This window comes from Marinobacter sp. H13 (assembly GCF_059072335.1).
In genome coordinates this window covers 2,281,061-2,304,321 of record NZ_JCACRU010000001.1, presented here as the reverse complement: position 1 = coordinate 2,304,321, position 23,261 = coordinate 2,281,061, and the positions used below count along the sequence as shown (strand labels likewise).

At 58.0% G+C, this 23,261-nt stretch carries 22 protein-coding genes; 11 read left to right on the top strand and 11 right to left on the bottom strand.

Going from position 1 to position 23,261, the window contains the following annotated elements; all coding sequences use genetic code 11:
* Entirely contained in the window at positions 1 to 1,035 is a 1,035-nt protein-coding gene (locus tag AC5JQH_RS10630; protein ID WP_014578987.1) for an SPFH domain-containing protein, read from the top strand.
* A 14-nt stretch (positions 1,036 to 1,049) separates the two neighbouring features.
* Here the strand turns inward: AC5JQH_RS10630 and yfbR are convergent, their stop codons facing one another.
* Positions 1,050 to 1,643 carry a 5'-deoxynucleotidase gene (gene yfbR, locus AC5JQH_RS10625; RefSeq protein WP_493805562.1) on the bottom strand — a complete coding sequence of 198 codons (594 nt, stop codon included), beginning with the start codon at positions 1,641 to 1,643 and terminating at the stop codon, positions 1,050 to 1,052.
* 106 nt (positions 1,644 to 1,749) lie between these two features.
* Here yfbR and AC5JQH_RS10620 point away from each other — a divergent pair, with 106 nt between their 5' ends.
* Entirely contained in the window at positions 1,750 to 2,574 is an 825-nt protein-coding gene (locus tag AC5JQH_RS10620) for a substrate-binding periplasmic protein (protein WP_227497887.1), read from the top strand.
* A gap of 2 nt (positions 2,575 to 2,576) precedes the next feature.
* On the opposite strand, the gene AC5JQH_RS10615 is transcribed toward AC5JQH_RS10620, so the two are convergent.
* Together AC5JQH_RS10615 and AC5JQH_RS10610 are read right to left on the bottom strand one after the other, a co-directional pair.
* Positions 2,577 to 5,402, bottom strand: a complete 2,826-nt coding sequence (locus tag AC5JQH_RS10615; RefSeq protein ID WP_493805561.1) for a DUF748 domain-containing protein — start codon at positions 5,400 to 5,402, stop codon at positions 2,577 to 2,579.
* A gap of 79 nt (positions 5,403 to 5,481) precedes the next feature.
* Positions 5,482 to 6,768 (bottom strand): MHYT domain-containing protein, encoded by a 1,287-nt coding sequence (locus AC5JQH_RS10610; protein ID WP_008176902.1) that lies wholly within the window; start codon positions 6,766 to 6,768, stop codon positions 5,482 to 5,484.
* A 234-nt stretch (positions 6,769 to 7,002) separates the two neighbouring features.
* On the opposite strand from AC5JQH_RS10610, the gene pdxH reads away from it, so the two are divergent.
* From pdxH to AC5JQH_RS10585, 5 genes are read left to right on the top strand one after another with little or no spacing between them, the layout of a single operon-like run.
* Positions 7,003 to 7,638 (top strand): pyridoxamine 5'-phosphate oxidase, encoded by a 636-nt coding sequence (gene pdxH, locus AC5JQH_RS10605; protein WP_008176900.1) that lies wholly within the window; start codon positions 7,003 to 7,005, stop codon positions 7,636 to 7,638.
* Positions 7,607 to 8,365 carry a 4'-phosphopantetheinyl transferase family protein gene (locus AC5JQH_RS10600; RefSeq protein ID WP_053113545.1) on the top strand — a complete coding sequence of 253 codons (759 nt, stop codon included), beginning with the start codon at positions 7,607 to 7,609 and terminating at the stop codon, positions 8,363 to 8,365. Before pdxH ends, AC5JQH_RS10600 begins: the two co-directional genes overlap by 32 nt.
* 33 nt (positions 8,366 to 8,398) lie before the next feature.
* On the top strand, positions 8,399 to 8,980 hold the full coding sequence (locus AC5JQH_RS10595) for a DNA-3-methyladenine glycosylase I (protein ID WP_014578980.1): 582 nt from the start codon (positions 8,399 to 8,401) through the stop codon (positions 8,978 to 8,980).
* 57 nt (positions 8,981 to 9,037) lie between these two features.
* Positions 9,038 to 9,343 carry a DUF6482 family protein gene (locus AC5JQH_RS10590; RefSeq protein ID WP_493805560.1) on the top strand — a complete coding sequence of 102 codons (306 nt, stop codon included), beginning with the start codon at positions 9,038 to 9,040 and terminating at the stop codon, positions 9,341 to 9,343.
* Positions 9,340 to 9,798, top strand: a complete 459-nt coding sequence (locus tag AC5JQH_RS10585; protein WP_014578978.1) for a DUF3429 domain-containing protein — start codon at positions 9,340 to 9,342, stop codon at positions 9,796 to 9,798. Before AC5JQH_RS10590 ends, AC5JQH_RS10585 begins: the two co-directional genes overlap by 4 nt.
* A 33-nt stretch (positions 9,799 to 9,831) precedes the next feature.
* Here the strand turns inward: AC5JQH_RS10585 and AC5JQH_RS10580 are convergent, their stop codons facing one another.
* The 8 genes from AC5JQH_RS10580 to AC5JQH_RS10545 form a co-directional block, all read right to left on the bottom strand.
* Entirely contained in the window at positions 9,832 to 10,830 is a 999-nt protein-coding gene (locus AC5JQH_RS10580; protein ID WP_008176892.1) for a sigma-70 family RNA polymerase sigma factor, read from the bottom strand.
* Between the two features lie 138 nt (positions 10,831 to 10,968).
* Positions 10,969 to 12,411 (bottom strand): aspartate kinase, encoded by a 1,443-nt coding sequence (locus AC5JQH_RS10575; RefSeq protein ID WP_039882177.1) that lies wholly within the window; start codon positions 12,409 to 12,411, stop codon positions 10,969 to 10,971.
* A gap of 50 nt (positions 12,412 to 12,461) precedes the next feature.
* A complete protein-coding gene (gene ectB / locus AC5JQH_RS10570) occupies positions 12,462 to 13,730 on the bottom strand; it encodes a diaminobutyrate--2-oxoglutarate transaminase (RefSeq protein WP_008176887.1) in 1,269 nt (422 codons plus the stop codon).
* A 207-nt stretch (positions 13,731 to 13,937) separates the two neighbouring features.
* The gene (ectA, locus tag AC5JQH_RS10565) at positions 13,938 to 14,453 is read right to left on the bottom strand and encodes a diaminobutyrate acetyltransferase (protein ID WP_014578976.1); all 516 of its coding nucleotides are present in this window, start codon (positions 14,451 to 14,453) and stop codon (positions 13,938 to 13,940) included.
* Between the two features lie 148 nt (positions 14,454 to 14,601).
* Entirely contained in the window at positions 14,602 to 15,552 is a 951-nt protein-coding gene (locus tag AC5JQH_RS10560) for a metallophosphoesterase family protein (RefSeq protein WP_273018451.1), read from the bottom strand.
* 4 nt (positions 15,553 to 15,556) lie between these two features.
* Positions 15,557 to 16,960, bottom strand: a complete 1,404-nt coding sequence (locus tag AC5JQH_RS10555) for a sodium:solute symporter family transporter (RefSeq protein ID WP_493791835.1) — start codon at positions 16,958 to 16,960, stop codon at positions 15,557 to 15,559.
* 387 nt (positions 16,961 to 17,347) lie between these two features.
* Positions 17,348 to 18,319: a radical SAM protein gene (locus AC5JQH_RS10550; protein ID WP_493791836.1), complete on the bottom strand. Its 972-nt coding sequence runs from the start codon at positions 18,317 to 18,319 to the stop codon at positions 17,348 to 17,350.
* 79 nt (positions 18,320 to 18,398) lie between these two features.
* On the bottom strand, positions 18,399 to 20,594 hold the full coding sequence (locus tag AC5JQH_RS10545; RefSeq protein ID WP_493805559.1) for a dihydrolipoyl dehydrogenase family protein: 2,196 nt from the start codon (positions 20,592 to 20,594) through the stop codon (positions 18,399 to 18,401).
* Between the two features lie 254 nt (positions 20,595 to 20,848).
* Here AC5JQH_RS10545 and AC5JQH_RS10540 point away from each other — a divergent pair, with 254 nt between their 5' ends.
* From AC5JQH_RS10540 to AC5JQH_RS10525, 4 genes are read left to right on the top strand one after another with little or no spacing between them, the layout of a single operon-like run.
* Complete coding sequence (locus AC5JQH_RS10540) at positions 20,849 to 21,466, top strand: RNA polymerase sigma factor (protein ID WP_273155801.1); 618 nt, start codon at positions 20,849 to 20,851, stop codon at positions 21,464 to 21,466.
* Positions 21,460 to 21,726, top strand: coding sequence for a zf-HC2 domain-containing protein (locus AC5JQH_RS10535; RefSeq protein WP_008176876.1), 267 nt, complete (start codon positions 21,460 to 21,462; stop codon positions 21,724 to 21,726). The genes AC5JQH_RS10540 and AC5JQH_RS10535 overlap by 7 nt, the downstream gene beginning before the upstream one ends.
* The gene (locus AC5JQH_RS10530; protein WP_008176874.1) at positions 21,723 to 22,034 is read left to right on the top strand and encodes an EthD family reductase; all 312 of its coding nucleotides are present in this window, start codon (positions 21,723 to 21,725) and stop codon (positions 22,032 to 22,034) included. Before AC5JQH_RS10535 ends, AC5JQH_RS10530 begins: the two co-directional genes overlap by 4 nt.
* A 42-nt stretch (positions 22,035 to 22,076) precedes the next feature.
* Positions 22,077 to 23,249, top strand: a complete 1,173-nt coding sequence (locus AC5JQH_RS10525) for an ADP-ribosylglycohydrolase family protein (protein WP_008176872.1) — start codon at positions 22,077 to 22,079, stop codon at positions 23,247 to 23,249.
* Positions 23,250 to 23,261 lie beyond the last annotated feature (12 nt).

Genomic DNA, 23,261 nt, shown 5'->3' with positions numbered 1-23,261 from the left:
ATGGAACAGTATCTTTCACCCGGACTGGTTATCAGTCTGATCGTAGTCGCCATTGGCATTTTCATCATTGCCAAGGGTCTGGTCATCGTGCGCCAGTCGGAGGTAATGGTGATTGAGCGCCTGGGGTCGTTCAACCGGATCCTCGAAAGCGGTGTGAACATCATTATTCCCTTCATCGAGCGCCCACGGCCGATCACCATGATCCGCTACGTGCGCATGGGTGAGGATTATCATCCGGTGATGAGCGATGAAACCCGCATCGACCGCCGGGAAACGGTCATGGACTTTCCGGGACAGCCCGTGGTGACCACCGACAACGTGACGGTGAAGATCAACGGCGCCCTCTACTACCAGATCATCGACCCGCGCCGGGCCGTGTACGAAGTGGCCAACATGAGCCAGGCGGTGGAAGTGCTGGCCAAGACCACCCTGCGTTCGGTGGTCGGCAAGATGGAACTGGACAAGCTGTTTGAATCCCGCAGCGAGGTGAATAACGCGATCCAGGCCGAGATGGAAGAGGCCGCTTCCAAGTGGGGTGTGAAACTCACCCGGGTGGAGGTTCAGGACATCAGCATGCCGGAAGAAGTGGAAGAGGCCATGCGATTGCAGATGGCTGCGGAGCGGAAACGCCGGGCCACGGTCACCGAAGCCGAGGGTGAAAAGTCAGCAGCCATCGCCATGGCCCAGGGCCAGCGGGAGTCTGCCATTCTCAACGCCCAGGGCGACAAGGAATCGGCCATTCTCCGGGCGCAGGGCGAACAGGAGTCCATCCGTCTGGTACTCAGTGCCATGGGCGATTCCGAGGAAAACAAACAGACCGTCATTGGCTACCTGCTGGGCCAGAGCTATATCAAGGTTCTGCCGAATATGGCGAAAGAAGGTGAGCGGGTGTTTGTACCCTACGAATCCTCGGCCCTTCTGGGCTCCATGGGCATGTTCCGCGAACTGGCCGGCAGCCCGGAAGACACCGTTCGTCAGCATTTGCAGCGCGATGGTCTGCGTGGCGGGCTGGTCGGCTCGGCCGGTAACAGCTAAAGCCTGAGGGCCTCTCAACCCAGCAGATTATCCAGAGGTTGCTCGTAGCTGGGGGCAAACACCTTCAGAAAATAAGCAACCTCTGGCAACCCGTCCTCGTCCAACCGCTGGCGGATCTGCCGGGCGGCCGGCTCGAATTCCTTGTTGCCGGCCCGGATCTCCGCCTGGCACTTGAGCCACGCCGAGAGCCTGTCGGCGGCCTTGATCAATTCCCGGTCTTCGGCCGGTAGCTGAGACTCCCGAACGTAGGGCGAAAAAGCCTCCCGCAAATCCTCCGGTAACAGCGCCAGCAGCTCGGCCTCGGCCTTGTGCTCGATGTCCCCGAACGCCTCACGCATCACCTTCGAATGGTATTTCACCGGTGTTGGCATATCCCCGGTAATTACTTCCGTCGCATCATGGTAAAGCGCTGCCGCTGCAATGCGGTCGGCGTTCACCTGGCCGCCAAAATGCCGGTTGCGGATGATGGCAAGGGCGTGGGCGAGGGTCGCCACCTCCCAGGAATGGGTGGCCACATTTTCCTCAATGGCATTTCGCATCAGCCCCCAGCGCTTGATCCAGCGCAGGCGGGAAACATAGGCGAAAAAATGGCTGGCAACGTTACCCATCACTTACAGACCTGTTTTGCATAAGTTCATAATCTTTTGCTTCAGGTGCACAAAATCCCCGTGCTATTCTGAATGCGTATTCAATTGTTACATAACCGGAGATATCGTGTCCGCTGAAGCCCATATTCGAAGATTAATGGCCATTCTTGTTGCGGCTATTATGCTGGCAACGGCGCCGGTTCGGGCAAACGAAACCGAAATCACTGTGGGCGTTTACCATTTTCCCCCGATCGCCAGTGTCAATTCCGATGGCAAAGTCGAGGGCTTCCTCGGGGGACTGCTGGAGGTGCTTGAGCAGATACACCCGGATGTCTCATTCCATATCATCCACACCTCCCCCAAACGCCGCCACCTGGATTTCGATGCCGGTCTCTACGACGTCATCTTCTTTCAAAGCCCTGACTGGGGTTGGACAGAGAAGGATGTGGACATTACCCGCCCGATCCTGGCCGACGAGGAACTTTATGTCGCTCTCAAGAAACCCGGCAGAGACTCCTCATTCTTTAACGACCTGCGCAACCGATCTATTGTGGCCATTTCCGGCTATTACTATGGTTTTACCGGGTACGAAACTGACAACTCCGTGCTGGAAGAAAAATTCAATATCGAGTTTTCCGACAGCCACACGCGCAACATGAATCTGATCAAGGCCGACCGGCCTTCTGTTGCCGAGGTTGCCATCATCAGCCGTTCTTACCTGCAGAAACATTTTGCCCAGCACCCGCAAGACCGGGACAAATTGCTGATCTCGAACGAGCCGGATCAACGCTACCAGCTCAGCATCATTGCCCGAAAGGGCGGCGCCCCGAGTGCGGACGAAATGCTTCGACTACTGGCGCCACTGGTGGACGACGGCCGCTACCGGCAACTCGTTGAAAACTGGGGCCTGCGGTTGCCAGCGGGCTTTCTGACCAGCTTCGAGGCACCCTGACTTCATCGCACGTCCAGGTTGAACGCCACGATAACGTTGCCCTCATCGCCCACTTCCGCATTGCGGGCCGGACTCAGAAGGAACAATTGATCGGCAGGGACTCCGTGGGTTTGCTGCATGATGTTACGCAAGCTTTGGCCTCGCGAGGATGCCAGATTTCTCAATGCCTCCGGCGCAAGTGACCGCTCACCGGCCAGGTAGGCTTCCCGGGCCTCCTGCCATGCCTCCTCCGACAGGTCCTGCTCACCACTTGCAGTCAGTTCATCACGCAACAGGGCAAGGCCATCTGCCTGGGACTCAACGTTGCCACGTATGTTCAGCAACAGGTCCGGCCGGTCCAGCAGCGCGTCTGCCAGCGCCGCCAGCTTTTCAGCCTCGCCTTCGGCCAGTTGGATACTGCCAGGGATAAACCTCACCTTCCCGAGCTCCTCCCCGCTCAGGCCGGCGAGCTCGGCAATCGAGCCGAGCATACTGAACGGTGAGGCCGCTGCCTTGGCCAGAAGGTTCACGAACGCCCGCATCACAACTTTTCCGACGCTGAAGTCCGGGTCAGACAGGTCGCCGCTGATGGGCAAGTCGACTTCAATCACTCCCTTACTGTCCCGAAGCAGCGCGAGGCCGAGTTTTACCGGCGCATTAACGGCCTGATCACTGGCGATGGCCGAACCCAGCTCGAGACGATCCATCACCACCAGATTGGACGCATCGATCCTGGATCCGGCAATTTCATAATCAAGATTCAGGTTCAGCTTGCCACTGTCCACGCCATAACCCAGGTAACGACCAAAGTAAGGCGAAAGCGCAGGCAGGGACAATTCCTGCATATTCAGTTTCAGATCGCTGACATCCTCGGTACCAAGGGTGCCAATGGTGCCTTCAAAGTCCAGGTCCGCCACGCCGCCGACCCGGCCCCGGATAGAGACCTTGCCCTGTTGTGGGGAAATGTTGCTGAGGCCTGCCACGCTGCCGTTCAGCTCATCAAACCAGGTGGTAAACGCCGGCGCCAACGTGCGGTCGGTATACGCCAGCTCGCCATTTTCCAGCATCAGCTGGCCAATACGGAAAATGAACCCCGGCTCGGAATCCTCCCCCTGCTGAGCATCTGCGGTCGCCTCCTGCTGACCACCGGCCGCTGGCGCTTTGGCGATCCGCTCGACGTTGTGGATATTGTCGGTATTGCGGACAACGTTGATGACCGGCTGGGCCAGGGTCACCGTTCCTATTTCCAGGCGTGCCGGATACACGTTGTATTCAATAGGTGCCAGGCGCAGGGTTTGCCAGGAAACCAGCGAACCAGAACTGTCGGGCAGCTTCAGATCCAGACCGGCCACTTCCGCGGTGCCGCTGAAGGTGCCTGTGAGCGGCTCCTGCTGCCCATCCAGATCAAGGTTGCCGTCAACGCCCAGCGTGCCGCTGGTAATGGCGAGGTTGGCGCCTTCCTGAACGTAGGGCTCAAAGGCGGCCAGAGCGATGCCGTTTCCGGAGATGGCGGCTTCCAGGGTAAACGGTGCAGGTGTCAGCTGGCCGTTCAGTGACAGTTGGCCGCCACTGGCCAGGCTTCCGGTTATCTCGTAAGACACCGGTTCTTCAAGTTGATGGCTCAGTGGCCCGATGGATGCGGAAAGCTGCTCTACGGCAATTTCAGTCGCTGTCGCCGGTTGACTGTCCTGCCAGAGAATACGCCCACCGGAGAGCGCGACGCCCGCCACTGACCAGCGGAATGGCTGGCCGCCGGTAGACGCTTCGCCGCCGCCCTCCGTCTCACCGTTGTTGGTGGCCAGCGGCGCCAACCAGTCAATCTCTCCGTTTGCGCTCCTGGCCACGGCCACATCGAGCTTGTCCAGAGAGACCTGGCCGATACGGATTTCGCGGCCATTCAAGTCGAACCCGACAGCATCCAAAGAAAGCTCAGCGTTGGTCAATCTCGCCTGCTCACTCTGTTCATCCAGAGCGACGGCCAGATTCTCGAGTTGCAGCTGACCGTTGGCCGTCTCCAGGAAAAAGCCGTCGCCGGCCTGGATTTCATAGTCGGAGCTCAGGGTGACGCTGCCACCACGCAGATCATAGGGAAAGAAAGGAGCCAGGAAATGAGCCAGGGTTTCATAGCCCACCGATGACACCTTGAGCGTGCCGTTCGAGTAGAACGGGGCGACGCTCAGATCACCCTGCCACTCGATGGTCTGACTGCCCAGCGCCGCCAGCAGGGAGTAATCGCTGTCCTGCCCCTCGCGACGCCAGGTGGCCAGATCACTCAGGGTAAGATCCATCGGGGTAATCCGGAACTCGGCCATGTCCGCCTGGGTAAAATCCCGGAACAACATTTCGCCGCCGTTGAGTTCAATTTTCCCGAAGTACAGCCGGGGTGGCGCCGCCGCGTCATCCGATTGCGACGCTTCAGGCGCTGGTTCTGCAGGTCCCGGGTTGGCCGCCTGCCAGTCTCTCGCAAAATTGACGCTGTAGTCCTCCAGCAGATCCACCCGAACATAGGGCTCATCCAGCTGGATGGCTTCAAACCCGGCAATACCCCGAACCAGCTGGAAAAAGTTCATGTCCAACATGAGCCGGTCAAAGGCAACCACCTGCTCACCCTGGGGATCGTTGGCCGACAGACCCAGCGCCTCAACTCGAAGGGTGAACGGGTTGGTTCGGATATCAGTGATTTCTGCCTGCCAGCCCATACGCTGGTCCAGCTGCTCGGGTACCAGACGCTCCAGCCACCAGGGAAGTAGCAGGAAACCGGCCAGGGCATAGAGGATGAAAAGCACCAGGAATCCGATCAACAGATTCCTGGGCATATGACTGCGTTTACGGCTCTGGGCCACGGACATCTCCTTCTAAACGGCGGATTCCCGGGGCAATATTGCCCACCTGCCTGTTCACAAGGATAGTCGGCCCAGAGGCGGTTTGTCAGCTGTGACGGTTATGACCCGGCATCACTAACTCCGGGTCGGCGGCCATGTTCGCAAATTCGCCGATCTCATTGAGGTCTCTGGGTACCATGGCAGCCCGCACCAACTTGCGGGTCGAATTGCCGGTTTTCGGATAGGCCGCCTGGCCGGCGCGCCAGGTAACCGGCATTGAAGGCGTGCCGATACGCTGATCAATCTGCCGCAACCGCTTGTACATGAAGGCATGCTGGCTATCTTCATGATCTGGCACCAGGGCAAAGAAGGCGCTGGCCGAGTATCGGGCGAGAAACACCTGATCCGACATCTGATCACGCAATGCCTCGCTGATTTCCCTGACGACCGCGTTCAACGACTCATCACCCATTCCGGTGGACAGTTCACGGAAGTTGGCGATGTCGAGGTAAATCAAGGCAAACGGGTTGCCGCGGTCGTTGTCCCGGGCAAGGATATCCAGCAGGCGTTGTTCCAGCGCTGACCGGTTGGGCAGGCCGGTAACGGCATCGGTAAAGGCAAGCTCTGCCACCCGTTTATCCTCTTCCGCCTTGAATGCCTCAAGTGCCCGCTGATGTTTTACATCCAGAACGGTCACAACCAGGGCCACGGCCAGCATCGCAATGCAGAAGACTGCCAGGGGTATTCCCATCCAGTTCCCCCGCAGGCCGTTGTCAGCTGCAGGCACGGCGCCCTCCGGAAAGGTCATCGCCATCATGCCCGTGTAATGCATCCCACAGATTGCAGCGGCCATCACCAGGGCGGCCACGAACTGTACCGCCAGGGTGCCGGATCCGTCCATGCCCTGCAGTTTCCGGCAGAGGGCAAGCGCAGCTCCCGAAGCCACAACGGCAATCGCGATCGAAATCAGCAAAAATACGGTGTTAAACGTTGGCGGCGCTGACATGCGCATGGCATACATGCCCAGGTAGTGCATCACTACGATACCGCTGGCCATGGACAGGGTCGCACTGACGAACAGAGGGACTCCCAATTGTTTGCGCCCGATGATGTGCAGAGCCACACCGGAAGCGAGCACGGCTGCGAGCCAGGAAACCAACGTCATCATCACATCAAACGACATGGGAACACCCATCGGCATAGCCCGCATTCCGACGAAATGCATCGTCCAGACTCCGGTGCCCATCAGCAGGGCGCCGGCCAGTAGCCATTTCCGACGTTCGCCAGACTCCGCATTAACGAGTCTGGCACCAAAAAACAGAGCCGCATAAGCTGCCAATACAGCAACCAGAAAGGAGGCGACAACCAGGGGCAGATCATATTCGGACATCATTTGTGCAAACCTTTGTTTTGTGTGTGCGCGCGGGCCAGCCAGGAAGTTTGCCTAAACCAGACCCGCATCAGCGTCGAAGGAGATACGGGCCAGCTGTGATCCGGGTCTCACTTTATTGTTGGGTTTATGTAACCGTTTCAGACATAAGCAGCGCTGACAGTGAACCCTGAACCCGATATGCTTCTGGCTCGTATTTCTCCCGGGTCGTTTTACGCGCAGGCAAGAGGACAGGTTATGGACATCGGCGATATGCGTCGTGATTTCGAGAGCGAGGGGCTGGATCGCGATGCACTGGACAACAATCCGGTGCAGCAGTTCCAGAACTGGTTTGAGGATGCCCGGGAAGCAGGCATTCTGGAACCCAACGCCATGTCGCTGGCGACCACGGGGCAGGACGGCATGCCAGATCTCCGCACGGTATTGCTGAAGTACTTCGACGACCATGGCTTTGTGTTCTACACCAACTACGGCAGTCGCAAAGCGAAGGAGATGGAGGAAAATCCGCAGGCGGCGCTCTTGTTCCCCTGGATCGGACTGAACCGACAAGTGAGGATCCAGGGTGCCGTTGAGAAAGTCAGCAAGGCCGAATCCCTGCGCTACTTCGCATCGCGCCCCAGAGGCAGCCAGATCGGCGCCTGGGTTTCCGAACAGAGCAAGGCCATTACGTCCAGGGGCCTGCTCGAACAGAAGGTTGCCGAAATCAAGCGGAAATTCAGCGAGGGCGAAGTGCCTCTTCCCAGCTTCTGGGGCGGCTATCGCATCGTGCCGGAGCGTATCGAATTCTGGCAGGGCAGGCCCAGCCGGCTTCACGACCGTTTTGAATATGTGAGGAAAGGCGATGGCTGGCTCATCCAGCGACTTCAACCCTGAATCCCGGCCGTCGGTCTGGCTGTGTCACCAGACCGACGGGCCTGAAATTGCGCACCCGCATTGGCTGACTGACTACGAACGCCAGACAGCGAGCAAGTTCAGCGGTCCCCGGGAACGAGAATACCTTTCCAGCCGCTGGCTGATTCGTCAGGCCATCGGCAAGTCAGCGCAGGTGGCACCGGACCTCTGCTGCCCGGTATCCGGGCGCCCCAACGCGTCGGGCACGCCCGAGGGCTGGCGACTGTCCCTCAGCCACAGCCAGGGCCTGTCTGCCTGCGCCACTCTATCAGGCTCGCCCATTGGACTGGATCTTGAACCCTGCCAGCGCCATGCTCAATGGCAGAAAGTGGTAAAACGCTGGTTCTCCCCCGTCGAGCAGGAGTGGCTGTTCCGGGAAGACGACTCCAACACCTTCCTCAAGGTCTGGACCCTGAAGGAAGCATGGCTGAAAGCCACGGGCAGGGGCATTGCCGGCAACCTGCAAACGCTTGAGGTGCGGAAGAATTTCGAGATCTACGGCGACCAGCCCGAGCAGGACTGGCAGGCGGCCTGTTGCTACATCGAAGGCTATCTGTTGACCGTGGTGTACCGTGGAAGCCGGCCCCTATGGCCAGAAATCACCCTACTTGAGCCGCCGCCACGGGACTTCGCCCTGGTGGATGCCGAGCCGATGGAGGCCTACTGGGAGCCACTGTTCCAACGCACGATTCGTCGAAAAAGCACGTAACCCGAACCAGACACAAATGACACAGGCTATTGTATGGAGAACGCTGAACGCTGCCCCTGGTGCGGGGATGACCCGCTTTACGTGCACTATCACGACACCGTCTGGGGCCGCCCGGAGTACGACGATCTCGCCCTTTTCGAAAAACTCTGCCTGGACGGCCAACAGGCCGGCCTGAGCTGGATCACCATCTTGCGAAAACAGCACAATTACCGAGCCGCTTACGATGACTTCAATCCGGAAAAGATCGTCCGTTACGATGAAGCGAAGGTCGAGGAACTGCTGTCAGACCCGGGCATCATCCGCAACCGGCTAAAGGTCAGGTCGATCATCAAGAATGCCCGGGGTTATCTGGATCTGCGGGAACAAGGTATCGGTTTCAGTGATTTCCTCTGGTCTTTTGTTGGCGATAAACCGATCCAGAACCATTGGCGCGCCTTCTCCGAAGTACCGACCACAACCGCAGAATCCGAGGCCATGTCGAAAGCTCTGAAGCGATCCGGTTTCACCTTTGTCGGCCCAACCATTGTGTACGCCTTCATGCAGGCGACCGGCATGGTGAACGATCATCTGGTTCAGTGCCCACAACACCGGGAATGCTATTTACTAAGCCAATGATCTCAATAGGCTGAGGGGTCGTAAGTTCTGGAGTGTTTGAAACCGCGGAGCTTTACTGTGCGAATCACTCTTGACCAACTCAGAAGCCTGCAGAGTCCGGTTATCGACCTGCTTGAGATCCTCTCGCTTGAGGGCCAGCACTACATGGCCCGCCTGAGTATGGATAAGCAGACCCTGCTCCTCTCGGAAAAGAACGGAACCACCAGCCTTTTCCGGGGTGCCTGGCAGATCCAGGACACCCTGGCGTCGTTTGACATTCGGGAGACCCAGGTGGTCCACCCCTCCGCTTACCACGAAATGGTGGGAATGGAACCGACCGACGTTGAACCGATGCGAATCCGGGTGCAGAGGCAGAAGCCGTGATTGCTGTAGCGAGACTCGCCATCCTTGTTGGCATCGCCGGATTGATCCCGTTTATCGGCCTCCTGGCGGGGCTGTTTTTCATGCCGCAATACAGTGTGGCGCTTCTCGGCTACTTCTATCTGTACAGCGCAGGCATTCTGGCGTTTATGGCTGGCGTTTATTGGCCCATTGCCATGCAGCTGGACAACTGCTGCTACCCGTTGTCCCCACTGATGACCATGTTACTCAGCCAGGTCTTTTTTGTGGCTGCGGGGGTAGGGCTACTGCTTCCTGTCAGTGGCCAGATTGTTTTGTATACGAGTGCCTATCTCGCCCTCTATCTGGTGGACGCCCGCTGGATGAAGGTCTATTGGCCAGCCTGGTATCTTCGTCTGAGACTGGTCCTCACCTCGGTGGTACTGGTCTGTCAGCTTACAGCGGCAGCCTGGTTTCTCCTGCTGCACACTGCTCACTGAATTCTGAAGGGGAATGCCGGAGCCTGACTGATGTCAGGCTCCAAACGCATCTTCGGGGGATTCGTAACGACTCTGCAGCTTCTTCAGGGCAGTTTTCTCGATCTGGCGCACCCGCTCTCTGCTGATGCCAAGATCGTCGGAAATCACCTGCAGCGTTTCCGGTTCCGGCAGTCCCAGACCGTAACGACGCGACAGAATGTCTTTCTCACGATCATTCAGCTCGCTGAGCATCGACTTCAGGGTGCGCTGCCGGTCCCTGTCCGACATCGGATGATCCGGCGCCATCTGGTCGCCGGCGTCCAGGCTGTCTCCCAAGGTGACGGACCCGTCCTCAACAAGGGGAACATCGGTTGATATCTCCCGGGTCGCCAGCGCCCTTAACTCGCCGATCCTCGACGGGCTTGCCTCCATTTCGCGGGCAAGCTCCGATTGGGAAGGCGTCCGCCCAAGGCTCTGATGCATTCGCAGTGACACCTTGTGCAGCTGGCGAATTTCATCCACCACGTTTTCCGGTGTGTGCACCAGCCGGGTCCCACGCTGCAGGCAGCGTTTGACTTCCTCGCTTATCCACCAGTAGGCATAGGTCGAGAATCGGAAGCCCTTGGTGGGATCAAAACGCTCTACCGCCTTGATCAGACCGACGTTGGCGTCCTGGATGAGGTCAGACATAGGGATACCGTGCTGCCCGTAACGGCGGGCAATATGCACCGCCAGACGCAGATTGCTCTGTATCAGCTTGCGACGACAAGCCGTCGCCAGATGAAAGGCCCGGCGACATCGAGATGAAAACGCACAGGCGTCGCCGAGGCTACCAATCACTTCCCGGAACGTCTGCGGAGTCTCCTCCGGCAGGGCCAGTTCGGTACTGATGATTCGGTAGCACAGTGTCAGTTTGCGGGAGAGGCGGCGTTCGGCCTCATCTGTCAGCAGTTCATACCGGGACGCATCCCTGAAGTACAGCCCGACCAGGGAATCCCTTTCACCATCGTTGGGCGTTGTCGGAGACGGTCCCAGCCTTTCGGTCGTTCGCATGGCTTAGGTACCGGTCAGAATTTACACCAAAGAATACGACGTGCTGTAGCTGATGGATTTACCGGGGCAGGGTCAGTAAAAACCCACAGGCGACACGGACGGTCGGCTGTGGGTATTGTGCGGGGAGGTTACAGAAACTCAGGCTGCGACGATCGCATACTCATGGTTGTGAGGCTCGATCAGAACGCCATGCAGAGCAACGATGGCTTTCTCATAGTCGTCCTCATCCACCACAAACTGGATGTCCACCTGACGCATGCACTGGTGCAGCGCAAGAATACTGATTTCCTCATCGGCCAGCGCCTTCACGGAACGGGCCAGAATACCCGGAACCTTCATATCGCTGCCGATGGCCGAAACAACCGCCACCTTCCGGGTGTTGATTTCGGCATTGGGGAACTCTTCCTTCAGCGCCTTGACCACCCGCTTGACGTGTTTCAGCGTGCTGCCCACATAGTGGGTAATGGTGTTGGCGTTGGTGTCCTTGGACATGAAACGAACCTTGAAACGGCTCAATACATCCAGAATACGGCGATCGGAGCCCGGCTCGCCCTGCATGTCCTGATCGAACACTTCGACGGCAAAAACGCCTTTGGCGCCCGCGATGATCTCCACCTGAGGCTTCTCACTGACGTAATCGCCGGTGATCAGCGTACCGGTGTGCTCCGGCTCAAAGGTGTTCATCACACGCAGCGGAATCTCGTTCTGGCGCATGCCTTTACCGGCACGGGGATGAATCGCTTCCATGCCCAGATTGGCCAGCTGGTCGGCCACGTCGTAATTGGTGCGACCGAGGGGCACCACCTTGTCTGCGCCAACAATGTTGGGGTCGGCAGAGCTCAGGTGGTATTCCTTGTGGATAATCGCTTCTCGGGCCTCGGTGATTACCGCTACCCGACTGAAGGTCATCTCGCTGTAACCCCGGTCGAAGGTACGCATCAGACCTTCCTTGCACTGGGCATAACCGGTCACGATCGGCAGCTCACGGGTGAGGTCCACCGCATCGAAAGCCTGCTTGAGCTTTTCGTCCAGCGGCAGCAACTCGTTATCGCGCCAGCCGGTCAAATCCACAAAGCGGGCATTGATGCCTTCCTGCTGCAGCTTCAGGGCGGTATTGAAGGCACTGTGGGCCTCACCAATACCCGCCAGCATTTCACGCACCGTCAGCAGATGTTCTTCCAGCTGAAACTGGCCATAGGAGCACAGACGCTGCAGGTCGATCAGGCAGCCCCGAACACCTTCAATCCGGTCGGTGATAAACTGGTCCGCCTGCTGCTTCAGCATCGGGTCTTCGAACAGCTCGCCGTTGATGTCGGTCAGGAACTTGACCAGTTTGGTGAGGTCGTCACCCCAGGCCCAGTCAGACTCTGCATCCGCAAACAGGGCATAAACGCCTGGCTCACCGGTCTTCTTGTGTTCCAGCAGTTCGTTGGTCACGCCACCATAGGCAGAGACCACAAAAATGCGCTGGTACAGGTTATCCTTCTTGCGATTACCGATAATGATGTTGTCACGGACGGCCTCGTAATTACTCATCGAGGTGCCGCCGATTTTCTCAACGGTATGTAGTTGGCTGGTCATAATCTTGCCTTTGCTATCCTGCAGCATGAATGTCCGGAGGTGCAGGCGTCTTACGACGCCTCGCTGAGCCCTTCCTGCATGATTTCGTCCACACTTTTTGCCAGCAGAGCAGCCCCTTTCTTGAGGTCTTCCTCGCTGGTTGTAAGCGGCATCAGGCACTTGATGACTTCATCATTCGGACCACTGGTCTCGATGATCAGGCCGTGCTCGAAGGCACGTTTGGTAATCGGGCCTGTGATGTCTGCGTGCTTTGCTTCAATACCACGCATCAAACCGCGCCCCTTCATTTTGAACTGACCGGGGTACTTGTCGCAAATCGACTGAAGGGCATCGCCCAGCACCTTGGTCTTGGCCTTCACCTCATTGGCAAAGGCATCGTCTTTCCAGTAGTTCTCGACAGCAGCGCGGGCAGTGATAAACGCCATGTTGTTGCCGCGGAAGGTACCGTTGTGCTCGCCCGGATCCCACACGTCCAGTTCCGGCTTGAACAGTACCAAGGCCATTGGCAGGCCATAGCCACTGAGGGACTTGGAAACCGTTACGATGTCCGGCTTGATACCGGCAAATTCAAAGCTGAAGAACTCGCCGGTGCGGCCATTGCCCGCCTGGATATCATCCAGGATCAGCAGAATATCGTGCTTCTTGCACAGCTCCGACAGACCTTTCAGCCATTCCGCGCGACAGGCGTTCAGACCGCCTTCGCCCTGAACCGCTTCGACGATTACCGCCGCTGGCAGTTCAAAACCGGAGGAGCCGTCGCTCAGCAGTTTATCCATGATCGCCAGGGTATCGACATCGTCGCCCAGGTAGCCGTCATAGAACATGAAGTCGACATTGCCCAGGGGCGTGCCAACACCGCCGCGGTGATGCTTGTTACCCGTAGTGGCAACCGCGCCCATGGTCACGCCGTGGAAACCGTTGGTAAAGGAAATAATGCCGCTGCGGCCTTTCACCTTACGGGCCAGCTTCAGGGCCGCTTCCACACAGTTGGTGCCGGTGGGACCGGTGAACTGCATTTTGTAGTCCAGACCACGGGGATCCAGGATGTGCTTCTTGTAGGATTCCATGAAGTCGTGCTTGGCCGTAGTAAACATATCCAGGCCCTGGCTCACGCCGTCTGCCTCGATGTACTCAAGCAAAGCCTTCTTCAGGGTGTCGTTGTTGTGGCCGTAGTTCAGGGACCCGGCGCCGGCGAGAAAATCCAGGTATTCCTTGCCATCTTCAGTGTACAGGTGCGCGTTCTTGGCACGGTTGAAGATAACCGGAAACGCACGGCTGTATACACGTACTTCGGATTCAGTCGACTTGAAAATTTCCATCGTCTTGCCTCTTAGCATGTCAGGTTCGAGGTAGATGCGCGGTGGCTTATCAAAAACTGCTGATGGGGTAGCGATAGGCCTACCGTGCGTTGATTAAAGCCCTGTGACAGACCTACCTCAGTGGTCCGCCGGCTAATTCAAATCACAGCTTTACAGTCGTTCACAGCGCCGCAATCTTGTTGCAGGGCTGATCCAGGACCGCGGCCCTCAGGCTGGCTTCGTGAAAGGCCCTATGCGCAGCAAGAATTCGGAATCGTGCTTGCCGCCAAAGTGGGTCTCTTTCTCGAAATGCTCGTGGTAGGTGAGCTCGGCTCCCATATCACGGGCGAACGAACGGAACAGCGCCCATGAAGCCTCGTTGTCCTCGGTGATGGTTGTCTCCATATGGGTGACGTTCTTGCACGCATCACGGCCAACGATTTCTTTCAGCATCCGCTTGGCCAGGCCCTGTCCACGACCTTTCTCATGCACGGCCACCTGCCAGACAAACACGGTTTCGGGCTGTTGGGGAGGGATGTATCCGGAGATAAAGCCGACCAGATCGCCGTCCTTCTCCGCGGCCACGCCGGTTTCGGCAAAGTGGCTGCACTGCAACAGGTTGCAGTAAATCGAGTTGGGGTCCAGCGGCGGGCACTCTGCCACCAGCTGGTGGAGCCTGAAGCCATCATCTTTCACCGGTGTGCGAAGCGTGATGGCGGTGGTATTCGATCCTTCTGATGTCATAACGAGATCAATTCGTGGCAAAAAGTTAGTGTTGAATTATATAGACCACAAAATATATTTCAAGTCAGGCCGAAAGGCCGCATACGGCGGGGCTCAGCCATCTATTTCAGAATAGACTGCTTTGGTCCATCCGCCAGTAACAGAATGGTTAAATTATGGAAGGGAAAACCACATCATCGGCACTCAGTGAGGTGCCAGTCAGAATCCGGTTCCGATAGGAGATGGCGGCGGGCGAGCCGGCCGGCCATAACCGGTCAAACTCCGGCAACCAGGCCTCAAGGGGGAAGGACACCGGCAGCAGAGAGACATGCAGCCCATGCCGCTCAATTCCGGCAACAGGCTCAATGACGGGGCTGGACAGACCAATCCGGGTGATCAGCCCACGCGGGTCTGATTGCAGATTCCCCATGCCTGCGGAGCCATTGTTCACCACCACCCGACTCTGCTCACCCACCAACCCCGACCAGAGCACCGGCAGGCACGTGTGGGTTGAGGCAATGACATCGGCCCCCGACGCCAGGAACCATTGCGAGAGCTTGCCATCGTTACCCTCGACAAAAGCTTCGTGAGCCAACCCCCATCCGGCCAGGGACTCCAGATCCCCGTGCACCACCAAAACCTTTAGGCCTCCAAAGATCAGGCATCGATACCGCGGCAGCAAGGACAAGCGACGCTGGATATCCGGATGTTCCCCGGCAATCCCCTGAAGCCGCTCCATGATAAGGTTCGACCGCTCCACTACGCCCTGATCGACAAAATCCGGGTAGGCGCAACCGCATCCGGCACCGGCACTGGGATTCGCCAGCTCGAAATCCACATTCCCGAGACTGACCGTGTGATCCAACACCCGGTTGTTGATGGTTCGGAACAGGCTATCGCTGGCGTTGAACCAGTTGAAGTCGCCATTGAACACCAGCTTCACCCGATGCCCCTGTCGCTCCTCCGCCAGCGCCATCTGCTCAATTTCATCAAGGGCCCAGGGATTGCCATACAGCCCGCCGATAATATAGAGCACATCCTCGGAGACCGTGCGAGGCTCCTGACACAGATCCTCGGCAGAATAGCGGTACGCCAACGGACAGCTGCGGCCTTCGCTCATCGACTCAGGCCTCCCCAGCCGCCAGTGACCGTCCGGCAAGACGACGGAGCAATAAAGGGGTAAAGAAGCCAGCCGTGCAGATCAGGAAGCCGTAGGCGTTCACGCCCAGCAACATGGCGTACTTGCCATCGCCAATGGCCCAGCTTGCCGGAATCAGCCCAACCGCCAGCAACACGCCAAGGCCCAGACCGGTCCAGAAACTCAGATGGAAACTCCAGGGCGACCATTTGGTGAACCCATAAAACAGGAACACCGGCGCCAGTCCCATCACCATGGTGCCGGAGATGGTGGTGGCCTTGAGGATATCGGTACCGGCGAACATCGGCAGGTTGCCCAGGAAGGCAAAGATCACCATCACAATCGCACCCACCCGCATGCTCGGCAGCTTGTCAGAAGCACGTTGCGCCAGCCTGGGCAGATCTACCGCCAGCGACTTGGCCAGCGACGTGAAAGTGGAATCCAGGGTGGACCCCGCCGACGTCATCATTACCACGCTCATGAAGAACAACGCTGCCAGGCCCAGAGACTGGCCCACGGCAGCAGGCGCGTTGCCCATGGCCTCAATGCCGTTAAGACGGGCGTGAACACCCACCAGACTGAAGATAAACACCGCCACGAAGCCCAGTAGCCCGGCCACCACAAAGCTCTTCAGCATGGTCTTTTCCTTGTTCACAAAGCCCCGGTCGGTCAGCACCGGATCGTGGAACGGATAACTGAACAGCTGCAGCAAAGCCACCAACAGCAGGTCAAAACCGGCGTTGAGCCGGAACTCACCATTGGTCAGCAAGGCGCTGGTATCGTTGGCCGGAATGATCAGTAACAGCACCGCTCCCACAAAGAACACAAACACGAAAGCCTGAATCACATCGGTGAAAATCGAAGACCGCAGCCCACCCTTCAGGCTGTAGGCCAGAGTAAACACCGTAAACAGCATCGCCGCCGCGTAATACTCCCACTCACCGGGCAACCCGAAATAACCGCCCACCACCGCCGTATTACTCCAGACTTCGTTATAAAGCCGGATCAGAATCGCCGCCGCAAACGCCAGACTGGCCAGCCGGCCAAAGCGGGAGGTCAGAAAATCCTGCAGACTCCGCGCCCCGGTCTGGGTTCGGATCAGGTAAATCACATACCCCGCCACAGGAATCGACAGCCAGTAACTGGCATAGGCCAGACCGCCCACCACGCCATAAGCCGCACCCAGGTTCGCCGCATTGGTCACCGACTTGGCAAAGATCCAGCTGATAAAAATACTGGCCGTAAGCGACCACTGCCCCACCGGGTTACCCTGGTCATCGGCGCCTTTATAAAAAGAATTCGCGTTCTTGCTCCTGGGCGACAGCCAATACATCACCACGCCGTAGACCAGCAGGAATCCCCAGAACAGGGAGGCCTCTGTGAAGTTCATGTTTTCTTACCTTGTTCTTTGTCGTTTAATCCGGGGTTTTTCCCGGGTTTCTGGTTTGGGTGCCTTTCGGGACAGGCCGGTAGGGATTTCAAAAAAACGCCCGTGAACCCATCCATGGGGGGCTTGGTCGCGCCGTCCATGGCGCTCCACATTTTTTGAAATCCCTACCGGCCTGCCCCTTGTTCAACTTCCGTTCTGGTTTCCCCGGCGAAGGAGATAGCCAACAACCGAATAGCAAAGCCGTACCCGCGGTCTGGGTGGTGAGGTTATTTTCCCGCCAGGAAAAAGATGTCTGAGCGAAGCGAGTTGTTTTTCCCAAGGGAAAATAACCTCACCTCCCAGGCCGCCAATGACCAGCAATCAGTCCTGAGCGGCCCTACACCAGAATCAAGCCGGCGCCGAACAACTAGCCCCAAAGCGGTAACAGGAAAAACACCGGTGATGCCGCAACATAATGCGCTCATCCATACTCTCGGTCAGCGTCCCCCCCAGGTCATACTGCGGGTCATCATCCACCAGCGTGCAGGCATAAACCCGAACCTGATCGCCCTTCTTCACCAGCATCCGCGTATAGGTGCACATAAAGTGCGACCGGGATTCCTTCGTCGGATACTTCTCCATACACGTCTCGGTAATCTCCGGGCTGCCGTCCTCGGAGCCAGGCGTCCCCAGATCCGGAAACGCGGTAAACGCCAGGTCCTCCGGAATGCCCCATTCCCGGAAGATCTCACGGAACGCGGCTTCGACGTCCGCAAGAATTTCCTCCGGGTCGGTCTGGCGGGCAATGGACACCTTGAAGCCCTGTTCAATCAGCCAACGGATGCCCTGAAGGGCTTCATCAAAGCTGCCGTCGCCGCGATCCTTGTCGTGCCGGGCCCGGTCGGGGAAATCCAGGCTGACCCGGAAATGGATCGGGTAGGGGTTGTCCAGCAAGGGCAACACCTGATGCTGACGCTTATGCAGTGGCTCGGTGGCGTTGGTGAGCACGAAGCAGGGCCGGTGCTGGCTGGCGTAGTCCAGGATATTGACGAAGTCGCGGATCACAAAGGGCTCGCCACCAGTGAAGGAAAACTGCTCCACGCCCATGTCGATGGCTTCGTGGATAAACGGTTTTACGTCACTCAGTTTCATGCCCGGAATGCGGCCATCGCCGGGGTGCGATCCCTCCAGGCAAAACGGGCAGGCCAGGTTGCAGGCGGTGCCGGTGTGGATCCACAGCTCTTTGAGCTTGTCGCCATCGATGTAACCCCGGGGGTCGCCGTTGCGAGTGTGGGTCCAGCTGTCGCGGGCCCGGGGTTCCAGGACTTCCACGGCCGGAATGCGATTTTTCCGGGCCGGTCGAACTTCAGTCAGGGGCATGAATGCTCCTCGCTTGTACAGAATTCCAGGGGCAGAGACAGGGGCGATGCCTGTTTGGTTCAGTCATCGCCGTATGGCCTCAGCTTGTCGTCACTTCTTTTTGCTTTGTCGGCTCGTTTCCACCCCTGCCCCGGCGCCAGCCATGGAGCTTTTCCAGCAGCTTCAAGATGCCTTCGGGGGCATGAGCGCGCTTCCATTCGCCGGCGGCGTATTTCGCCGACTCGTTCCAGGTCGGGTACGGATGAATGGTGCCCAGAATCTTGTTCAGGCCCAGGCCATGCTTCATGGCCAGGGTGAATTCGGCCAGGATTTCCCCGGCGTGGCTGCCAACCACCACGGCGCCCAGGATCTTGTCCTTGCCCGGCGGGGTCAGCACCTTGATAAAACCATGATCCTCACTCTCGGCAATGGCACGATCCAGATCATCCAGCCCGTAGCGGGTCACTTCGTAGGCCACGCCCTGCGCGGTTGCCTCGGCTTCACTGAGTCCCACCCGCGCCACTTCCGGCGAGGTAAAGGTCACCCAGGGCATTACGCGGTAGTCTACCTTGAAGCGCTTGAACTGCCCGAACAGACCGTTGACCGCCGCGTACCAGGCCTGATGGGCCGCCGCGTGGGTGAACTGGTATGGACCAGCCACATCGCCGCAGGCAAATACGTTCGGGTACCTCAGGCTCATGTCTTCCTCTACCGGTACGGTTCCGTTCGGCAGGGTATCCACACCAATCCGCTCCAGGTTCAGGCCGGCGGTGTTGGCCGCACGGCCAACAGCAACCAGAACCTGGTCGAAAGGAATGCGCACCCGCTCACCCGAGTGCTCGCAATAGGCAACTTTCTCTCCTTCCTCTATACGGAACTCGGCAGCAGCATGTTTCAGCCGGACATCCACACCGTCCGCCTGGAACTGCTTCAGAACCAGTTCGGAGACATCCTCATCCTCCTTGGCCAGCAGGCGTTCACCCATCTCCACCTGGGTCACCTTGCTGCCCAGTCGGGCAAAGGCATGGGCCAGTTCGGAGCCAATCGGACCACCGCCCAGCACCAGCAAGCGCTCGGGCTGCTCCTGCAGTTCCCACAGGTTATCCGAGGTTAGCGGCTCCATGTCCTTCAGGCCGGGAATCGGTGGTACCGCCGGCTTGCCGCCGGTGGCCACCACAATGCTGCGGGCGGTCAGGCGTTCGGTGCGGCCGTCATTGTGCCGGACCTCTAGCTCCCAGGGCGACACGAAGCTGGCTTCGCCGGCAATGCAGTCCACACCCAGCTTGCGGTATCGCTCCGGCGAATCGTGGGGCTCCACTTTCGCGATGACATCCTTGACCCGGTTCATGATGTTCTTGAACGAGCCTTTAACGGGCACCGATTCCAGCCCGTACCGGTTGGCATGGCGCAGGGTGTCCGCCGCCTTGGCGCTGCGGATAAGCGCTTTGGAGGGCACGCAGCCGGTATTCAGGCAGTCGCCACCCATCTTGTGCTTCTCTATAAGAGCCACCTTGGCTTTCACGGCTGCGGCAATGTAGGCCGAGACCAGACCGGCAGAGCCACCGCCTATGACCAGCAGGTTGTAATCGAAATGTTCGGGCTTCTGCCAGCCGGCGTACACTTTGCGGCGGCGGATAAAGCCCACCACAAATTTGGCAATCAGCGGGAACAGACCCAGTAGCGCGAAGGAGAGCAGTAGATCGGCCGAGACGATGTCGCCGGTGGACTGGATCTGGCCCAACTGGGTACCCGCATTCACATAAACAAAGGTGCCGGGCAACATGGCGATCCAGCTTACCAGCGCATAGGTGCGCAGCTTCATGGCCGTCAGGCCCATGGCCAGGTTGATCAGGAAGAAGGGAAACACCGGCACAAGCCGCAAGGTTGCAAGGTAGAAGGCGCCGTCTTTTTCAATGCCGCGATCCATCTTCGCCACGGTTTCGCCATACCGTTTTCGAAGCGTGTCTCGCATCAGGAACCGCGCCACCAGGAAAGCAAGCGACGCACCGATAGTTGAAGCAACGGAGACGGCTGCCAGACCGTAGAGATTGCCGAAAAACGCACCACCAGCCAGAGTCATGATGGTAGCGCCTGGCAGAGAAAGCGCTGTTACCACGACATAAACAACAACGAAGCCCAGCACCGCAACCAACAGATTATGATCGATCCAGTTACCGAGGGACTGTTGGTTTTGCTTCAGGTTCTCGAGAGTCAGAAGCTCGCTACCACCACTGGCAATAAACCCGACAACCACAGCCGCAATCAACGCGACCAGAATCCATTTCTTGAGTGTCATGAAATAATCCTTTCTACCTTGAACGTGATAACGAAGAGACACCCCAATCCCGGAAGTGTTACATCAAACCTTGGGCTCAGTGTTCGTTACCGGCTGACCGTTGTTGTACGTCGTTCGGCAACGCATTGTGTCAACGATTGCTCATGAATATCTAACAATTTGATTACACCGCCTACCGAATACGCCGGGAACTTATCGACCGATTTCCAAACTTACTGCTATTCTTGAACAATTGCTCATAAAAGGGAACGGTCATGACTGACTCAAGTCGGGAAAAGGAGATAGAACTGATTCAGGGCTTGAAAACGGGTGATAATGACTCTTTTCAGGAAGCAGTACGTGCCTACACCCCCGGCATGTTAGCAGTCGCCCGGTTCTATCTGGATCATTCCAGTGCAGAAGAAGCCGTTCAGGATTGCTGGGTTAAAGTTATTGATGCGATCCATGGCTTTGAAGGTCGTTCAGGTTTAAAAACCTGGTTGCACCGGGTTGTTGCCAACCGTTGCAAGAATCAGCTTCGATCGGCCAACAGGGAAGTCCCAACAGACTTTTCGGACAGCCTGGAGCCAGAACTGGCCCATCGTTTTAACGCCAAAGGACGCTGGGAGTTGCCACCCAAACTTCAATTCCATGAATCCGCCGACACCCTGATGGAGAACGGCGCCCTCAGCGATTGCCTCGACAAACACCTCTCCTCCCTTCCGGAAACCCAGCGCTCGGCGCTGATGCTCTACGAAGCCCACCAGCATAAATCCGATGACGTCTGTAACATTCTTGACGTCAGTGCCTCTAATCTTCGTGTTCTTTTGCATCGAGCGAGGCAAAAGATCTTTCTGATGGTGGAGAATTTCCAGGAGACCGGCGAATGCTGATGTGCAGGGATCTCGCGGTAATTGCCAGCGACTATATTGATGGCGAGCTGCCTGTTCTCCAGAACATGTCAGTCAAAATGCACCTGATGATGTGCAAGGACTGCCGGACCTTTATCGGCAATCTGCGGGCAAGCACCGACATGTTAAAAGCACATTCCTCTGGCGAGGCAGACGAGGAGCTTATCCGCAAGATTGACGAACGGGTGGCCGAGGCGCTAAAAGAGGGTCCCCGCGATTCCACAAACCGAGGCCCGAAATGATCAAAGTCAGTGTGATGTATCCGAAAACCGCAGAAAGCACCTTTGACCTTGCCTACTACCGAGACACGCACATGGCGTTGGTCCGCGACAGGCTGGGCGATGCCTGCAAGCGCACAGCCATCGAATCCGGGTTGGCCGGCGGCGCCCCGGGAGAGGGCCCCACTTACATTGCCATGGGCCACATGTATTTTGACTCTGTTGCCGATTTCCAGACCGCCTTCGGCCCCCATGCCAAGGAAATTCTTGGCGACATCCCGAACTTCACCAACGTTCAGCCAACGGTCCAGATCAGCGACGTTATCGAATAATCCTTCAGGTCGGACTCACAAACCGGACATCAAGGATCTCCCATGGTCAGCAATCTCCCTCCCGAAAGAAAAGGCGCCATCACCGCTGCTCTGGCAGGCGGCTGGGTCGCAGACGCAGCCAGCCTGGGTTTGCACTGGCTCTACAACAGCGAGCGCATTCTGGAGGTGGGTGGACAGTCGCCCGAATTCCTGCCTCCACGAGCCGAGTACTACACAAAGGGATTCGGTTACTTCGCTCACGAGGGGAAACAGGTTGGCGATGTGAGTCACTACGGCGCAGCCACCGGCGTGCTGACCGACAGCTTACTGGCCACCAACGGCAATCTGGACATCCGCGATTACCAGCGCCGGTTTCGTTCGTTCTTTGGGCCCGGTGGCCAGTGGCGGGGATTCATCGATAACCCGACACGGATCACGCTGGAGAATTTCAATGCGATCGAGCGCAAGGCGGTCGAGGAGGCGCAGTCCGGCATGCCGGATGATCTTTCCGACAAACAGAAGCGGATTCTGGTGCAGAAGGTCATGCCCTACACCCGCCGTCTGAGCGGCAGCGCGCTTGCGCAGCCGGTGCGGGAGGCCATCAGCCTGACGTACAAGGAAAAGGCCATTCAGGACGCCGGCGTTCATCTGGCGGAAACCATCGACCGCAATCTGGTACCGGCGAGTGGCGCCGACGACATGCAGTTGCCTGCGGTGTCCAAGCTGCCGCCACTCGTTGCCGCCCATAGCGGAAGCACAAACCTCCTGGACGTTGTTGAAGCAGCCGTGCGGGTTACCAATCACAACGACGAGGCCGTTGCCTGGGCAAAGTGTGCAGCGGTGCTTCTGGACGGGCTATTCAGGGGCGAGCCTCTTGCCAAGGCAATGAATTCGGCCATCGACGAAGCACCCGATCAGGCGTCCCTCAAACGGGCACTTGAGAGCTCGGAACTGAACGGCGTTGCTGCCGGTGACACGTTTGGCCGCACCTGTTACCTGCAGGAAGCCATGCCGGTCAGCTTTCACATTCTGAACACCGCCCGGAGCTACACCGAAGCCATCCGCGCCAACATTCATTGTGGTGGTGACTCCTGCGGTCGAGCCTGGCTGATTGGCCCGGCCATGGCCGCCATGCACGGTGTTGGCGGTGAGAACGGCATTCCTCTGAGCTGGCTCGCCAGGGTAACGGATGCTGCGACCGTCTATCAGGATATCGAGTCGCTTGTGGGAAATTGAGAATCTGCAGCG